Origin of the sequence: Geobacter sp. OR-1 (assembly GCF_000813145.1) — a bacterium.
Taxonomy (GTDB): Bacteria; Desulfobacterota; Desulfuromonadia; order Geobacterales; family DSM-12255; genus Geoanaerobacter.
Genome location: NZ_BAZF01000005.1, coordinates 234338 through 251602 on the forward strand (window position 1 = coordinate 234338; position 17265 = coordinate 251602).

16 protein-coding genes are annotated in these 17265 nt (G+C 48.5%); 7 read left to right on the forward strand and 9 right to left on the reverse strand.

Going from position 1 to position 17265, the window contains the following annotated elements; genetic code table 11:
• Positions 1 to 249: 249 nt before the first annotated feature.
• The 5 genes from OR1_RS07445 to OR1_RS07465 form a co-directional block, all read right to left on the reverse strand.
• Positions 250 to 1266, reverse strand: coding sequence for a chemotaxis response regulator protein-glutamate methylesterase (locus OR1_RS07445; protein ID WP_041971003.1), 1017 nt, complete (start codon positions 1264 to 1266; stop codon positions 250 to 252).
• 67 nt (positions 1267 to 1333) lie between these two features.
• Positions 1334 to 2236: an HDOD domain-containing protein gene (locus OR1_RS07450; protein WP_041971004.1), complete on the reverse strand. Its 903-nt coding sequence runs from the start codon at positions 2234 to 2236 to the stop codon at positions 1334 to 1336.
• 10 nt (positions 2237 to 2246) lie between these two features.
• The gene (locus tag OR1_RS07455; protein ID WP_041971006.1) at positions 2247 to 3080 is read right to left on the reverse strand and encodes a protein-glutamate O-methyltransferase CheR; all 834 of its coding nucleotides are present in this window, start codon (positions 3078 to 3080) and stop codon (positions 2247 to 2249) included.
• A 53-nt stretch (positions 3081 to 3133) separates the two neighbouring features.
• Positions 3134 to 5005: a chemotaxis protein CheA gene (locus OR1_RS07460; RefSeq protein WP_041971008.1), complete on the reverse strand. Its 1872-nt coding sequence runs from the start codon at positions 5003 to 5005 to the stop codon at positions 3134 to 3136.
• Positions 5006 to 5072: 67 nt separating this feature from the next.
• Positions 5073 to 5585 carry a chemotaxis protein CheW gene (locus OR1_RS07465; RefSeq protein WP_041971009.1) on the reverse strand — a complete coding sequence of 171 codons (513 nt, stop codon included), beginning with the start codon at positions 5583 to 5585 and terminating at the stop codon, positions 5073 to 5075.
• A gap of 290 nt (positions 5586 to 5875) precedes the next feature.
• Between OR1_RS07465 and OR1_RS07470 the strand changes: the two genes are divergently transcribed.
• Positions 5876 to 7273, forward strand: coding sequence for a sigma-54 dependent transcriptional regulator (locus tag OR1_RS07470; RefSeq protein WP_041971011.1), 1398 nt, complete (start codon positions 5876 to 5878; stop codon positions 7271 to 7273).
• A 58-nt stretch (positions 7274 to 7331) separates the two neighbouring features.
• Positions 7332 to 8096, forward strand: coding sequence for a lytic transglycosylase domain-containing protein (locus tag OR1_RS07475; protein ID WP_041971065.1), 765 nt, complete (start codon positions 7332 to 7334; stop codon positions 8094 to 8096).
• 95 nt (positions 8097 to 8191) lie between these two features.
• On the opposite strand, the gene OR1_RS07480 is transcribed toward OR1_RS07475, so the two are convergent.
• The 4 genes from OR1_RS07480 to OR1_RS07495 all read right to left on the reverse strand — a co-directional run bounded on the left by OR1_RS07480 (position 8192) and on the right by OR1_RS07495 (position 11115).
• On the reverse strand, positions 8192 to 8689 hold the full coding sequence (locus tag OR1_RS07480; protein WP_041971012.1) for a ferritin family protein: 498 nt from the start codon (positions 8687 to 8689) through the stop codon (positions 8192 to 8194).
• Positions 8690 to 8769: 80 nt separating this feature from the next.
• Positions 8770 to 9546, reverse strand: a complete 777-nt coding sequence (locus OR1_RS07485) for a ThiF family adenylyltransferase (RefSeq protein WP_041971013.1) — start codon at positions 9544 to 9546, stop codon at positions 8770 to 8772.
• 23 nt (positions 9547 to 9569) lie between these two features.
• Positions 9570 to 10373, reverse strand: coding sequence for a TatD family hydrolase (locus tag OR1_RS07490; protein ID WP_237754251.1), 804 nt, complete (start codon positions 10371 to 10373; stop codon positions 9570 to 9572).
• 37 nt (positions 10374 to 10410) lie between these two features.
• Complete coding sequence (locus tag OR1_RS07495; RefSeq protein ID WP_041971015.1) at positions 10411 to 11115, reverse strand: PilZ domain-containing protein; 705 nt, start codon at positions 11113 to 11115, stop codon at positions 10411 to 10413.
• A gap of 146 nt (positions 11116 to 11261) precedes the next feature.
• Here OR1_RS07495 and OR1_RS07500 point away from each other — a divergent pair, with 146 nt between their 5' ends.
• The 5 genes from OR1_RS07500 (at position 11262) to OR1_RS07520 (ending at position 17252) form a co-directional block, all read left to right on the forward strand.
• Positions 11262 to 12842, forward strand: coding sequence for a peptide chain release factor 3 (locus OR1_RS07500; RefSeq protein ID WP_041971016.1), 1581 nt, complete (start codon positions 11262 to 11264; stop codon positions 12840 to 12842).
• 95 nt (positions 12843 to 12937) lie between these two features.
• Positions 12938 to 13675 carry a class I SAM-dependent methyltransferase gene (locus tag OR1_RS07505; RefSeq protein WP_041971018.1) on the forward strand — a complete coding sequence of 246 codons (738 nt, stop codon included), beginning with the start codon at positions 12938 to 12940 and terminating at the stop codon, positions 13673 to 13675.
• Positions 13676 to 13679: 4 nt separating this feature from the next.
• A complete protein-coding gene (locus OR1_RS07510; protein WP_041971019.1) occupies positions 13680 to 15146 on the forward strand; it encodes a B12-binding domain-containing radical SAM protein in 1467 nt (488 codons plus the stop codon).
• Positions 15143 to 16534 carry a B12-binding domain-containing radical SAM protein gene (locus OR1_RS07515; protein WP_041971020.1) on the forward strand — a complete coding sequence of 464 codons (1392 nt, stop codon included), beginning with the start codon at positions 15143 to 15145 and terminating at the stop codon, positions 16532 to 16534. Before OR1_RS07510 ends, OR1_RS07515 begins: the two co-directional genes overlap by 4 nt.
• Positions 16521 to 17252 (forward strand): class I SAM-dependent methyltransferase, encoded by a 732-nt coding sequence (locus tag OR1_RS07520; RefSeq protein WP_041971021.1) that lies wholly within the window; start codon positions 16521 to 16523, stop codon positions 17250 to 17252. The genes OR1_RS07515 and OR1_RS07520 overlap by 14 nt, the downstream gene beginning before the upstream one ends.
• Positions 17253 to 17265 lie beyond the last annotated feature (13 nt).

The following is a 17265-nucleotide window of genomic DNA, read 5'->3' on the forward strand; positions in this document are numbered from 1 at the left end:
TTTTATATGCCACAACCGGGCTTAAAAGTCATTGCAACTGTATCAGAACCGTCACGATCGCGGAACTAGTCGATTTATTAGACACAACTTATAGACATGAAAGCAGTCAAAGCAAATTAGTATTTAAAATAGAGGACTGCTCAATACTGGCAGCGCCAGTACTGATGTTTTTTCTCAAACGTCGGGGTTATTCTTTCAGCAAGGCGTGGAAAAGCGCTGACGGTCTCATTATTTCAACGTCGAGATAACCTAACCGGCTATGCGGCCGATCTCAAAACCAATTTCGCCGAGTGGGAGCACTTCATCCGCAACACCGCCATCGACACATGCCTTAGGCATTCCGTAAATTGTCGATGTCGCTTCATCCTGAACCAATGTTACCCCACCCTTTGACTTTAGATGCTGCATCCCCTTAAAGCCATCATTTCCCATGCCGGTCAGGACAACGCCAAGCATTGCACCGTTGCTCACATCAGCAAGCGAAGTTAACATCAAATCAACTGAAGGTATATACAGATGCTTCGGATAGTCACTTGTGGGCACAGTCTTGACAGCCATGCCTCCGGCTTGACGTACAAGCAGGCTATGCCTTCCACCCGGAGCAATGAGTGCTTGTCCTGGCTTGAGGACATCCCCATCGACCGCCTCCTTAATATTAAGAGAGCATTTAGAATTCAAACGCTCGGCGTAAGGGCCTGTAAAAGCTTTTGGCATATGAATGGCAACCATGATGCCGAATGGAAAGTTTACCGGCACTCGGGACAACACTTCTTGCAATGCAACAGGGCCGCCGGTTGAGGCTCCGATGCCAACACAACTTATTTTGCGATTTGCAAACCTCGAACTAGCCACCTTCATTGCCGGAGAAACCAGAACTCTTGACGGTGCAGCCACCCTGTTGGCAAAGATCGATATTGCAGACTCTTTTACCCTACGAAGTAATTCATCCTTAAAAACCTTCTGAGCGTCTGATGAATCTGTTACATTTTTGGGAATGTAGTCTATAGCTCCGGCCTCGAGTGCCTCAAATGTGGCTTTTGCACCTTCATTGGTAAGGGTTGAAACCATCAATACCCGGGTAGGGGCTTTCTTCATGATCTCTTTCAAGGCAGAAATACCATCCATTCGAGGCATTTCAACATCCATCGTCACAAGATCCGGTTTTAAGCTCAATGCTTTTTCAACGCCTTCAATCCCATCAGATGCCACGCCGACAACTTCAATATTAGGATCATGCGCCAGGATTCCTCGTATCGCCATGCGCATAAATGAAGAGTCATCGACGATCAATACCCTTAGTTTTTTTCGACTGTGTCAAAAAATTCATGTGAGGCTACTCCATTATCATTCCTTCAAAGATAGACTTGACCAAGTCCTGAACTTCCGGAACCCTGTCGTCAAGCTCATAACAAAATCGCTCAATATCCAACTTTGCTATATGGGGAGCAAACTGCTTTAGAAGTTCCCATGCAGGCTCATCTGCAAGATTGAAGCTAACCCATTCTCTGCCGCCATAGTTTAGTTGTCTCACTGAACAGAAGAGATCGGCAAGATTTACTATGGCCACAAGCGTCGGATCTAAAACAGCCTCGCTGGGCCTGTGATGATAAGCAATCACTTCTCCATACTCATTTGGGAAATTCCATTTCTGCGCAATGGCATACCCTATGTAGCTGTGATCAGTTCCCCAAAATCTCTGTTCTGCATCCACTAACTTATATGGCTCTCCTTTTATATCCTCGAGAATTTGCAGGAATTCCTTTTTATAATAATAGCTAAGAAAGACTTCCCCGATATCATGAATGATCCCCGCGAGGTAGGCCTTCTCCGTATCCATGTATCTTGCGCGCTGTGCTATGATTTTGGCAACAATACCAACGCCAAATGAATGCTCCCAAAAGGTCATCACGTCAAACGCACCGTCTTTGCCCTGAAAGGCTTCAATAAACGAACACGTTAGAGCAAGCTCGCGTATATGCCTGAAGCCCAGAAACACTAAAGCCCTCTTTACTGACTTGATTTCGTGTGCTGAGCGATAAAGCGGCGAGTTTACAATCTTGATGACCCTTGCAGCAAGCACCTGGTCGGTAAGTATCATGTCAGCCACTTCATCAAGCTCACAGTCGGGCTTGTCAAGAAGTTCAAGCACTTTTGTAGCTACAATGGGAATGGTTGGCAGATCATTTATTTTGTCAACCATTTCCTTAGCTTTTTGAAGTTTCACATTATTATCCATTTATTGCCTCTCACTTTTTGTACGCAAAACCGCCAGGGAAATGAACCGTTTTGAAATTATCATTGACCCCATGCAAAGATTCGGATTGGCCAACGAAAAAATACCCGTAAGGTTGAAGGTTATTGTAAAAGTGCTGGACGACCTTTGACTTTGATGCAGTGTCGAAATATATAAGAACATTTGCGCAAAAGATAAAATCGAAGCTCTTCATAAATATCATTTTAGTATCGTCATAAAGATTCAGATGGTTGAAAGTCACCAGCTTCTTTACATCGGGAGACAAAATAAATTTATCGGCGCTCTCCTGTTTGAAATATTTTTTCAGATAGAAATCCGGGGTGTTTCTTACGGAATAACTATTGTAAACGCCCTCCCTGGCTTGACCCAGCACAGTCTCGTTAATATCGGTACCGATAATCTCGATAATCCAGTCCTTTAATAGCGAGCCCCTTTTTTCGAGCAGGATCATAGCCATAGTATAAGCTTCCTCACCCGAAGAAGATGCGGCACTCCATATTCTGAGTTTTCTAAAACCAATCTTGCCTTTTGTTTCTACGACTTCGGGAAGAAGCTTGTTCTCTAGGGCGTTCAATTGCGGCAGATTGCGGAAAAAACATGTTTCATTCGTTGTTATCTCATCGAGTAACTTTTTCAGCTCCTGTGACCCACCTGGAATACTTTTCAGCAGCTTATAGTAATCGGCATGGGTTTTAATGCCGCAATCTTCCAATCTGCGCGCAAGGCGACTCTCTAAAAAGTATTTTTTACTTGTATGGAAATATATTCCGCAGAGGTTATATATATAATCCCTGAAAAGTTCGAAATCTTTATCCGCTAGTTTCACGGTAACCCTTTCTCACATTCGTATTAATTCTGCCCCAAATTTCCTAAGAGCAATTACCTTCCCGGGCTACCTGCTTCGTTGCCCTCTACAAGGCTGACCGGATCAACAATTAACGCCACACTCCCGTCACCCAGAATGGTTGATCCGGCAATCCCGGTAAGATTCGCTAAATACTTACCCAGAGATTTTATCGCAACTTCCTGTTGTCCCAGCAGTCGTGTAACAATTAAACCAACACGCTTTTCTCCAACTCCGACAACAACAACGTAACAGGAACCGTCACCCTCTCCCTTGCGCTTAACACTGAAGACTCTCTCCAAACGAACCAGCGGCAAAACAATTTCTCTAAGCTTCAACATCTCCTTGCCACCAATACTGTGAAACTCTTTCTGCTCAACCCTCAGAGTTTCAAGAACAGCAGACAGGGGAATTGAATAAATTTCTCCTTCAACTTCAACAAGAAGTGACTGAATGATTGCAAGTGTGAGTGGAAGTTTCAGAATAAATTCAGAGCCTTTACCCAATTCGCTTTTAATGTCAATAATTCCATTGAGTTTCTTGATGTTTGTCCTAACAACATCCATCCCCACGCCACGACCAGAAAGATCTGATGCTTTCTCTTTGGTTGAGAAACCGGGCAGAAATATGAGATCCAATATTTCACGCGTCATCATACCCGCAAGCTGTTCCTCGGTTATTAAGCCCTTCTCAAGCGCTTTTCTACCTATCTTTTCAGGGTCCAACCCTTTCCCATCGTCCTTAATGCTTATGATAATCTGGTTCCCTTCATGTGCCGCAGCCAGCAACAAGTTCCCACACCTCGGCTTGCCGGAAGCCAAACGCTCTTCAGGGGTTTCCAGACCATGATCCATGGCATTGCGGATTAAATGAATGAGAGGATCGCCAATTTCATCAACAACAGACCGGTCAAGTTCAGTCTCTTCCCCCATCAGTTGAAGATCAACCTCCTTACCAAGATCTCTGGCCAGATTCCTGACAATTCGAGGAAACTTTTTGAAGACCTTTTCAACAGGGATCATCCTCATTTTGAGCACCTGCATCTGCAGCTCTGAGGTGACAAAATTCAGCCTCTTGGTAAGTTTGCTGAAGTCCTCGGGAAAGCTATCTAGAGATATCTCGCCCTGATAGTTACTATTCAACTGGATCATGCGGTTACGTTCCAAAACAAGTTCGCCAACCTGATTCATCAGATCATCGAGCCTCTTCACGTCGACCCTAACAGTAGTATTATCTGAAAGGTCTTCCCCGCCTTTTGACTCTATCGCCTTTGCAGGTTGTTTTGCAGGCACGGCCGGAGGAATGGTCTCCTTTACCGGAGACTGTGTTGCAAGCTGAGGGGGAACAAGTTGAGACTCTGCAGAAACGGCAACATCCGAAACGTCAACCTCGGTAACTGATGGCACCGGTTCTACCTTTTCGCTCTTCTTTTTCTTTCCTTTCGCATTAACTGGTTTATTTGCGTCAGTAGAGCCTTCTGGCGATGCTGGTCCTGCCGGTGGCGTTTCCACAACCGATGTTGACAGAAGTGGAATCAATTTTTCGATGGTCCCGTCAATTTCCCTCTCAAGGATATCGCCACTTTTGATGTCGTTCACCAATACTTTGACAAGGTCTACAGCCTCAAGAATGACATCCATTATCTCCGGTGTTACTGTCAGTTCTCCCTTCCGCAGGCGATTTAACACATCCTCAGTCTTATGTGTCACCTTTACCAGCAGTTCGAATCCAAGAAAACTGGACGCTCCCTTCACAGTATGAATAGAGCGGAAAATCCGGTTAAGAAGATCAGGATCACCAGAACTTTTTTCCAGTGTCACAAGGTCATCATCGAGTTTTTCCAGAAGCTCAGTGGTCTCGGTGAGAAAACCTTCAAGCAATTCTTGATCTTCAATTTCTAATGGCATTGGATACCCTCACTTGAAATATTAAATATCTCAACAGACTGACAACGTCCTGACATAAGGCAAATGCTTATATTGAAAGATTACTCAACATCTTTCGGTCTTCTTTTGAAGACATTTTCTCCAAATCCAATAGAATCAGAAGCCGCTCTGGCTGATTGATGACACCGGACATACACTCCTGATCGATACCGCTTGTCGCAACCGGAGGAGGAGGCTGAATTTCGTGCTGGGCAATTCGGATTACCTCGGAGACGGAATCAACTATAAAACCCATCAGCTCTCCATCGACATCCATCACCATGATCCTGGTGCTTTTATCATTTTCAACCTCACTTAAACCAAATCTTCTCCTGATAGACATTATGGGAATAACTTTACCACGTAAATTTATGACTCCTTCTACATAGTGGGGAGTGTTCGGGACCCTTGTTATGCTTGGCATCCTAATAATTTCTCTAACTTTTAAGACATCAACTCCATACTCTTCCTCATCTAGTTTGAAGCTGACTAACTGAATAAGCTCGCCGGAAACATCCTCTTTATTTGATTGATCTCTATGAATAGTCAATGCATTTCCCATTGCGAACGTCCCCTTTCAATATCCGTATTATATATCTATTACCTGATCATCAGCCTGTCGGCAATCTAAGTTGGATATTTCTTTTTGCGCCAAATGCCACTCTTTTGACAATTCAATAGATATACCCACCAACCAGTATTGCTTGATCTCGGCCAATAGCCTCCATTTCCCTCACTATAAGCGGCAAGTCATTTTATTGACTTTCCACTTGTATGTGCTATAGTACGCCAGGATATAAAAACTTTTCGGCTCGTAAACCCTTAAACTTTAATTGCCGGGATGAGGAAGCCATGGAAAACACCAAAATTCTGATTGCTGATGATGACAAAAAAACACGGGATTTTGTGGCCGCATTTCTGAGCTATAAAGGATATCAGGTGTTTCAAGCATCTGACGGTCAAGATGCTCTTGAGAAGATTGAAATGAACGATGTTAACTTGGTTATCACAGACCTTATGATGCCTAGAGTTAATGGGATTGAATTTATTAAAAAGCTGAAGGCAATGCGACCCGAAATCGTAACCATTGCGTACAGTGCCTTTGCAAACTCAGAAATGACAGCGAATCTCCTGAAGGCAGGAGCATTTTTCTATCTCGAAAAACCTTTTAACCTTGAAGAGTTGGAAACCCATGTACGGCGAGGACTTGAACACCATTCTCTTCAAAATCAAAGTTTCAGAACAAAACCCTGCATCAAGAATAGAATCCTTCTCAACAATATTATTGGCGAGAGCGACAAAATGCTGGCCTTGTTTGAATTGATCGAGAAAGTTGCAAGCTCAGACTCTACCGTTCTTTTGCAAGGTGAGTCAGGAACCGGCAAGGAACTCGTGGCAAGGGCAATTCATGACTTGAGCAACCGGCGGCAAAAGAATTTCGTACCCGTTAACTGTGCGGCAATACCCGATGAACTCCTCGAAAGCGAACTGTTCGGGCATGTAAAAGGGTCATTTACCGGTGCAATTGCAACCCGTATCGGCAGATTTGAGATGGCCGACAAAGGGACTCTGTTTCTTGACGAAATTGGCGACATGAAACCAAGCCTCCAGGTAAAACTTCTGCGAGTTCTACAAAACAGGGAACTTGAACCGGTCGGGTCAACAACTACAAAAAAAGTGGACGTCAGAATTATTGCTGCCACGAACCAAAATCTCGAAAAGCTTGTCACGACCAAGGAGTTCAGGGAAGATCTTTTTTATCGGATATCAGTCATTCCCATTGTTCTTCCTCCACTTCGTGAACGTAAAGGAGATATTCCTCTTCTGGTTAACTCTTTTCTTGAGCGATTCAGCACCAACAGGCACCAGAAAGTTAAAGGAATCGACACCGCCGCCCTTAACCTGCTAAAAAATTATGACTGGCCTGGTAATGTTCGTGAGCTTGAAAACCTAATCGAAAGGATGGTTATCCTAAAAGGAAGCGGTACAATAACCGCTAATGACCTCCCGGAAAAATATCGAGGGCGTAAGGCGTCAGTGCAGCAGGATTCAGTTACGCTGCCGGACAACGGTTTTTGCCTGAACAGTGCAGTGGAGGAGTTTGAAAATCAACTCATTCTTCAGGCCCTGGAGAAAACATCTGGCAATAAAAAGGAAGCTGCTATCCTATTAAATCTTAAAAGAACCACGCTTATTGAAAAGCTTAAAAAGAAAAAGCTGTCAATTCCCGGTTCAAATCTTATTGCATGAACTGAGTTACGAAGTGTTCCGCCTACCCGAATGGCATGCCAACTGCATCTCATTCAACATGTCTATAAATCAGATCAATTCCAACCAGTTTTCATCACTGACCTACCCTCCAACAAGCACCTCAACCAATAGCGGAGCGGTATCAGAAACATTTTCCCAAGCAATCGCCACTGCAGCTCATAAGCTAAATTCCCAAGTTGACCCCGATCCTGCTGCGGTAGCCATGGCAACGGCAGAACTGCTGAAAATTCAAATGATGAAAAGCGCCATTTCACTTGGAGATGAAACGCTCGGGCTTGTTCCCAGCTCTATTGGGTTTCCTGTCAAAGTTACCGCATCCGACTTCATCTCCAAGCGTCAAAATGCCGACAGCAAATCAAATATCCCAGCAACCCAGATCAGGACAAATCCCGTAGAGATCACACCCTCACAATCAAATGACACCGTTCATGAGATAATAAGCAGGGCCTCGCAAAAATACGGGGTTGATGAGGCACTTATCAAGGCTGTTATCAAGGTTGAAAGTAATTTCAAGCAATCTGCCGTTTCACAAGCAGGTGCGCAGGGCCTTATGCAGTTGATGCCCGCAACGGCAAAAGGTTTGGGAGTAAGTGACTCCTTTAATCCCGAACAGAACATCATGGCCGGGACACGTTTTTTGAAGGACATGATCAACCGATACCACGGGAATCTCGATTCAGCGCTGGCTGCATACAATTGGGGACCGGGAAATGTTGACAAAAAAGGGACGGTCTCCTTACCCCAGGAAACAAGGGCATATCTGGCAAAGGTCAAGACATACTACAACCAGTACATTGGATAGCACCTCTCAATACATATACACACAAACAAAAGCGGCCGAGAATCTCGGCCGCTTTTGTTTAACCAAATGATATTTCAGCATTTATTTGTCACAATTCATTCTCGGACATAAGTATCCTGCTCTGATTTATCGACCATTCCCATGATATGCATGTACTCGTCTTCAATCATGTCATAATGGTTCTGTGTCTCCTTTACTACCTGATCGAAAACCTTCTTTACTAGCGGATCTACGATATCCTGAGCAAGAATGGTATATTGCTCAATCGTCGCTTTCTCCTCCTTCATGGCTATTTCAAGAGCCTTTTGTTCGTGGGTTTTTTCGTCTATTGCCTTCTCCAGAGCCATTATTGTGGCTCCTTTCTTATTGGGAGGCGAATCAATAAATGTCTTGAGATCGCCAAATTCTCCCCCCTTGTAGTGTTCAAAAAAAGCCTTAAGATGGCCAACCTCTTCGTTGGCAAGAAGTTCAAAAACCTTCTTCGCCCGTTCGTTATTTGTTACAGAAACTGCACGGCGATAAAAATCCATACTGTCTTTCTCTGCCTGTACAGCCAGCCTCAATGCCTCTTGCAGCGTATACTCTTTGCCCATATAAGCCTCCTTCTATTATCTGTCTTGTTTTATAATGATAATAAAAGTATATCGGCTAACTAATGGCAGTCAATCGGCGTTCAATCATTTTGGTTTGATGCGAGGAGATCATTAATCACAACACCTGCCATGGTCAAACCGAATATCCCGGGTATGTATGAGATACTGCCGAGAATCACACGGCGATGCTCGCAATAGAATTGCTGAGAACCCCTATTGGGGCAGATACAGTCCTCTTTGCAGCCGGAATTCTGCCCTTCAAGAGGTCTGAACTCTTCGGTTGAGAAGACCACCTTAAATCCGTTGCTGACCCCCTCTTTCTTGAGGAGTTTGCGTAGCGAACGAGCCATTCGACATGTGTGAGTACCCGAAATATCAGCGACCTTGATTCTTCCGGGATCAAGCTTGTTAGCGGCGCCCATGCTGGAGACTACCGGGATTCCATGATTCAAGCAGGCCAGGATAAGATGAACCTTGCTGGTAAAATGGTCGATTGCATCCACCACATAATCAAACTTACGTGAAAAAAGATAATTGCTGTTCTCCTCCGAATAAAAATCCTTTAAGGGCATCACCTCTGCGTCAGGGTTTATCAAGCTGAGTCGTTGCGCCATCACATTAACCTTCGGCAACCCGACAGTGCCGTCCAAGGCATGAAGCTGGCGATTTACATTGGTCAGACAGATATCATCGAAATCAACAATCGTGAGATGCCCAACTCCTGCCCGGCATAGTGCTTCAGCAGCGTAACTGCCTACACCACCCAAACCGATGACTGCAACAGATGCCTGGCTCAATGCCTGCTGACCGGCAGAACCCAATAAAAGTTCGTTTCTCGAAAACCGATTCAATGCCACCTAACACCTCTCAGATATGATTATCACGTTTTGACCCCAAAGATCTTGTTCGCGTTGTTAGTTGTTATGTCCGCCAGTTCATCGTAACTAATCCCCTTGATCTTAGCCACTGCAGCCGCAATTACGGGTAAAAAGGCCGGTTCGTTGTCAACCCCTTTATAAAGCTCCGGTGTCATGTCCGGAGCGTCGGTTTCCAGCACCAGGTGCGATAGAGGTAAGCGCTCCACCAGCTTGACCGGATGCACGGCATTAGAATACGTCACAGGTCCGGCAATGGATATGAGCAAGCCATGACGAATACATTCCATGGCCACTTCAGGGCTGCCGGAAAATGCATGCATGATCCCGCCAACCGCTGAGACACTCTCTTCGCGCAGAATATCGAGCATATCCTTGAACGCGCCGCGGCAATGGATCAAGACCGGCAGCCGGGCGGACACTGCGACCTGTAGTTGCTGACGAAATGCGTTGATTTGATCGTGCCGAGACACTTCTTTGCAACTGTAATCAAGCCCAATTTCACCAATTGCCACCGCCTTTGGCAGCAATGTTGTCAACTCGTCTCTGACTGTACTAGACCATTTGGCCGCGAAAAATGGGTGAACTCCGAAAGCAGTGAAAACAGCACGATATCCTGACGCTATCTTCTCAATCCGTCCCCAGTTTTCAGGATCAACTCCAGGTACAATGTATCGGGATATTCCGGCTTTTCCGGCATCTGAGAAGAGCTTATCAAGACGACCGGACAGGCGGGGATCATCAAGGTGGCAATGGGTATCAACAAGAGGATGAGATGTTTCAGAAAATTCGTTCATGACCATGCTCATGAATTAGCATGTTAGAGCTAACAGAACAGAGCAAGAGTTATCCGTATACAAGTTGATCCTTCAATTCACGAATTATTTCAACCTGTTTCTGAAAGATAAACTGGGATACAGCTGCTTCGATTCGGGAACTTGCTTCTATCTCAAAGATGTAAATGGAACTTGACTCGCCTGGAATAATTTTGAGCAACCGTCCTGGCATTTCAAGTTTACCGTTCGGAATCTCCACAGTAAGAATCCCTGCGGTATCAACTGCAATATCAATCTGTTCGCTAGTTGCCAGAGATAACCCGCCAATGGAGATATCGATCAGGTGACCATCAAAATTCTTGTCAATTCGTCTGAAATTAACCTTTACCGGGTCGACTATCTGTACACGGACAAAACGCCGTCGCTCTGCACGAATCTGTGTATAAGAAAAATTATGCAAAAGGCCTATGCATTTGTTTATATTTGCCTTGTAAACTTTGGCAAGCACATCATGGGGAAAATGGTTACTTTTAAGAAAGGCGATCTTTTCCACAAACATTACTACTGCCTGATGCTGATGGACCTGCATTTCAACTAGATCGTCATCAATGTGGGAAATTGTCGCATCGTAACTGACAGGTATTTCTTTGTAATAATTTAATATCCGAAGATCATTTTTTAGTTCGCCGGTGAAAATGCCCTTCAAAACGTCGACAATGGCTTTTTCATCCTTATGAACATCGTTCACAGTGAGAAGATGATAGATATCTTTCATACAATTCATCCCATATAGAAGGTAGTCCTGCAAATGCAACAGATAGCTGTTGCCCTTTTCATCATATCATGTAATTATACGCAGTAATCAGGCGAAGATACCCTCTTCGCCTTTATTTTGTCCAGCTATTTCGGAGTATTTTACCTATGCAGCATAACAAAAACGAAATTGACCGGCGAAGAACCTTTGCCATCATCAGCCACCCTGATGCAGGTAAGACAACCATAACAGAGAAACTGCTTTTGTTTGGTGGGGCCATACAGCAAGCCGGTGAAGTCCGTGCCCGGAAAGCCGCACGGCACGCAACTTCCGACTGGATGGAGATGGAAAAACAGCGCGGAATATCAGTCACTTCGTCGGTAATGAAATTTACATATCAAGACTATGAAATCAACCTGCTTGACACCCCTGGACATAACGATTTTTCTGAAGACACCTACCGAGTGCTGACAGCTGTTGACTCAGGCCTCATGGTAATCGACTCTGTAAAAGGTGTCGAGAGCCAGACAAAAAAGCTGCTTGAAGTCTGCCGTCTCAGGCACACACCGATCATGACTTTTATCAACAAGCTTGACCGCGAGGGAAGGGAGCCGCTGGAGCTTATCGACGAAATCGAAAGCGTTCTGGATATCCAGTGCGCCCCGATGACCTGGCCCATTGGGATGGGTAAGCGGTTCAGGGGCACATATCATTTTTACACCAAAGAAATCACCTTTTTCGACGCAGAAGCTGACCGCGGTACCGGACAGATCCTCACAGTAAAAGGGCTGGATGATCCAAGACTCGACGAACTGCTAGGCAGTCAGGCTGAGGAATTGAGGCATGACATCGAGCTGATCGAAGGAGTGGCACATCCTTTTGAGCACGAAGCTTATCTGGCCGGGTTGCAGACGCCAGTATTCTTCGGTAGCGCTATCAATACGTTTGGCGTGCAACAACTGCTCGACACATTCGTCGAACATGCACCAGCGCCACTACCGCGTGAAGCGACAACACGCCTGGTATCCCCTTACGAAGAGGCCTTCTCCGGCTTTGTTTTCAAGATTCAGGCAAACATGGACCCGGCACATCGGGACAGGATCGCATTTTTCAGGATCTGCTCCGGCAAATTCTCCAGAGGGATGAAGGTCAAGCATCTGCGTCTGGGCCGCGACTTTCAAATTGCCAACGCAACCATTTTCATGGCTCAGGACAGAACAAACGTTGATGAGGCGTTTCCAGGTGACATCATCGGCATCCACAACCATGGGACAATAAAGATCGGGGACACCTTCACCCAGGGTGAAGATCTGAAATTCACCGGAATCCCAAACTTTGCGCCGGAACATTTCCGAAAAGTACGGCTCCTTGACCCGATGAAATCAAAAGCACTGGAGAAGGGTCTTGTGCAGCTTGCAGAGGAAGGGACTACCCAGGTATTTCGCGCCCAGATGGGGGCAGACTGGATCGTCGGCGCAGTAGGGCTCCTCCAGTTCGATGTCGTTATGCATCGCCTTGAGCATGAATACAAAGTTAAAGCGACTTACGAGCCGGCATCGTACGTTACTGCCCGCTGGGTAACCGGCGACAAGAAACCTCTTGAAGATTTCCAGAAAAAAGAGGCGATGCACTGTTACGTCGATGGCGAAGGGAACCTCGCCTACCTGGCCGGGAGCCAATGGCGACTGGACAACACCATGGAAAACTGGAAAAATCTGGAATTCCATGCTACCCGAGAGCACAATTGACTTTTTTCGTAATCTCTGTTTTTATTAACCCTTGCTAAACGGCACGCTTCAGCAAGATCGGTGACCTTAATGTTGCCACCAACAGGAAAAGAGAAATGAATAAAGTAATTGATCAATTCAGCAAGCGGGCCAATACCTATTCCGGCTCGGCCAACTGGATCGCTGATTCAACCCTGATCCAGGCGCACATTGATGCCTGCGGCAAAAAGCCGTCGCTGCATGTGCTCGAACTCTGCTGCGGCACTGGGATGGTCGGCAGAAACTTCCAGGCTGCTGGCTTCAGCGTATGCGGAGTTGATCTGACCCGGCAGATGGCTGAGGAGGCCAACCGTTATTTCCCCTGCATCTGCACCTCGGCAGCATCAGTCCCCTTCCTGGACAACTCGTTTGACGTAGTGGTGCTGCGACAGGCCTATTTCCTGCTGGATGACGGTCAACAGGTGCTCGCCGAGGCGCAGCGGGTACTCAAGCCGAACGGGGTTTTCGTCTTCAGCCAGACAGTTCCGTACTCGCCGGAAGACCGACCCTGGCTGGAGCATATCCACCGAACCAAGCAGTTCCAGCTCCGAGAGTTTTACACCGAAGAAACGCTTAAGCAGGAGCTCGAAAAGAGCTATTTCAAAGTTGACAAGGTCAGCCACCTGTCCGTGCGGGAGAATATCAACCGCTGGATGGCTGCAGCGCCGGAACTTTCTCCTGAAAAGCAGGCCGAAGTGGTCGGACTGGTCGCCAATGCCCCGGCGGATTATCAACGACTGCATGACGTGGCAATGGTAGATGGCGAAGTATTTGAAAACTGGAACTGGGTAATCTTTTCCTCTCGAAAGAAATAGCATCATGCCCACCGTAAATAACTCCAGCGAGACCATCCGCAGGGTTGCAGCACTTCCACTCCCACATTCCGCCAAGGTAAGCCAGCAAACCCCGGTAGGACTCATTGTCCCCCCATCGGTCTTCGTCGTTCCCCGCGGCTGGGAATGGACCCACACTGCGCCCTTCGAGGGGCCGTCAATACTGGCGGCCCTGATCCGGGGGCTCGGCTACCCCTTTCGCCTCTTTGACCAGCGCGATGTATTCGATGCGGAACTTCTGCGCGGCAGCACCCTTGATTACGACATCATCGGCATCAGCGTCTGGGGAGACAGCTTCGCCTATGTCCGCCAGGCAGTGGCCATACTGAAGGAAGAGCGGCCCAATCGCCCGGTGATCCTTGGCGGTCCCCTTGCAACGGCCATTCCGCAGCTGTTGCTGGAAACGACACAAGCGGATTTCGTCGTTGCCGGTGAAGGCGAGCTGACCCTGACTGAGCTTCTCGACCATCTGACCAGCAACGAGTTTGCCCGGCCGTGTGAGGCTATCCTGGGGTTGTCCTGGCGGGACAACAACGGCGCTATCCACACTAACCCACCGCGCCCCCAGATCACTGACCTGGACATCATACCATTCCAGGATTTTTCCGTCTGGGACCGCTTCCGAGGGCAAGAAATCCCCGAGCTCTACCTCTCATACTCCCGCGGGTGCGCCTGCAACTGCACCTTCTGCTTCCGCGCCTTCCCGAAACTCAACTACAAATCAGTGGAACGTGTGAAACAAGAAATTGACTACTATAGCGCCACCGGCTTCCGGATGGCCTGGTGGAACGACCTGACCTTTGTAACCGACCGTAACTACGTTCACAGGTTGATGAACTCCATATTTGAACATCACCAGTTCCGCTGGACCGCCTTCAGCCGGGTGACCGGCCTGGACGAGGAGACCCTGCGGCTGATGCAGTCCAAGGGGCTGGACATTGTCCTGTACGGCATGGAGTCAGTATCGAAAGCAGTGCTGGAAGGGTATCACAAGGGGATAGCCAAGAGCGCCATGGTCGACACCATTCAACTGCACCGGCAATGCGGGGTAAAGATCGGCGGCCTGTTCATCATCGGCGCACCCAACGATAACCATGAAAGCATGGCCGAGTTGGTAGACTTCTGCAACGAATTCCAAGAGGTGACGCGGGTAAAGTACCTGTCGGCCCTGCCGGGAACCGAATTCTACCGTCAGTGCCTCAGTAACGGATTGATTGCCGACGAGATCAAACATCTGGAGTGGCTCTCACTGGAGCAGTCGGTGGAAGAGGATATTGAGCAGCCCGGCTTCGTGAAATTCACGCCGCACCTGACCAAAGAGGAACTGCGCGGCATCTACCGCGACATCAACTTCCGGATCGAGGTGCGCCCCTATGACTACAGCAACGGCGGCAACATCTATCTCGCAGCAGCAGAAAAGTTCATTACCAGAAAGCCAGGTGGAAATGTATGAGCAGAACAGTTGACGAGCAGAGAATTGCCGGGCTGACCATCAACCCGAGGCCGGCCAATTCCAGGCCGGCATTTACCATGATCCTCCCCACCTCCCCGCAGGTGCCGACACCGAACCGGGAATTCCTGCTGGAAACTCCTACCGAAGGGGTCAGCCACATCGCCACCATGGCCAAACTGGCCGGCTGGCAGGTGAAGATCCGCGACCTGCGCATGGGTGAGGATTTCGAGGATGCCTGCCAGGATGCAGCACAGCGCGGCGGCGTGGTGGCCATGCCAACCTTTATCGACTCCTACCCTGTCAACCTCAGGGTTCTGAATCGGGTACGGGAGCTTAATCCTGCAGTAACCACCCTGATCGGCGGAGCACTGGTGTCGTCGCTCCCCGAGCCGCTGATCCGTTGCCTACAGCCGGATTACACCATCCTCGGCGAGGGTGAGGCAACGCTCCTGGAACTTCTGGATCATATCGAGAATGGCGGCACACCGGCAACAGCCCAGGGGATTGCCGGTCTCGGCCTGCTGCTGGGCGGGAAGATCCATTTCACCGCCAAACGGAAACAGTTGATGGACCTGGATGTCCTCCCCATTCCGGACTTATTCCTTTTCCCCAGCGTGCAGCGCGACCCGGTCATCCCGGAACTGGGGCTCACCACATCCCGCGGCTGTTATGGCCGCTGCTCCTTCTGCTTCCTGAACATGGACAAGCTCTCTTACAAAAGCCCGGAACGGTTCGAGCGGGAGGTAGCCGAACTGGTGGGGAAGCACCAGATCCGTTATTTCTATGTCAATGATCTGACCTTCACCTCCAACATCGAGCGGACCTACCGAATTTGTGACGTGCTGAAAAAATACAACCTCACCTGGACCTGCTCGACCCGGGTGGAGAAAATCAAGCCGGAACTGCTCCGCTACATGCACGACTGCGGCTGCCGCGACATCTGGTACGGCGTGGAGTCAGTGGACCAGACCGTGCTCGACCTGGCTGACAAGGCGACCAAGGTGGAGGAGATCGAATATGCCGTGACCGAAACGGTCAAGGCCGGGATCAAGGTTGCGGCCAACCTGATTGTCGGTCTGCCGGGAGAGAGCGAGGAGTCTCTGCGCAAGATGATGGAGTTCTGCCGGAACAGCGACGTGATCCCCATCTCGATCAAGTACCTGACCCCATTTCCGGGCACCAAGATTTACGACATGGCTGTGGAGAAGGGCTACATCTCCGACCCCTTGGCCTACCTGGAGTCCCTTGCCGAACGTAAAGTGAATGACCCGAACGATGCCATCATAAACCTGACCGACCTACCGGAACCCCAGCTGCGCGAGGCCTTTGCCGAGCTGCTGGAAATCCGCAAGGTGCGGCTGAAGGAGTTTGTTCATGGAGAATGCTGAAATCCACTTCAAAAACCGGGCGGCAAAGTACAACCACTCCTCCAACTGGGTGGAAGACCAGGCGCTGATCAACCGGATCTTTGAACTCTCCGGAGCCGGCCCGGACTCCCAGGTGCTTGATCTGGCCACCGGCACCGGCCTGATCGCCAAACAGTTCTTCGGCAAGGTGCAGAAAATCACCGGCCTCGACATCAGTCCGGAGATGGCCAAGCATGCCGAGGGGTGCATGGACGAGATCGTCTTCGCCCCGGCAGAGCAGATGCCGTTTCCCGACAACAGCTTCGATGCCATCGTCTGCCGCCAGGGGCTGCAGTTTGCCGAACTGGATCGCGCCATCCCCGAGATCCACCGGGTGCTGAAACTGGGCGGCACCGTGGTGCTCTGCCACCTCACCGCTTACAATGACACCGACCGGGAGTTGACCTTTGCCATCCAGAAACTGCGCAACCCTGCCCGCCGCAACTACCTGATGCCGGCTGATATCTCCGCTGCCCTGCTGAAACAGGGGTTCCGCGAGGTGGAAGACATCGAATACGTCACCGATGAGTCGGTGAACAAATGGATCGACAACGGCGCCATCCCCCAGGAAAACATGGACGGGATCAGAGGCCTCTACCGATCGGCAAGCGCCGAATTCAAACAGATTCACAACATCCGGTTTACTGACGACGATATCCTGGACGAGATGCTTCTGGTAATCGCCACCGGCAGGAAATAGCTTCACCACCGCC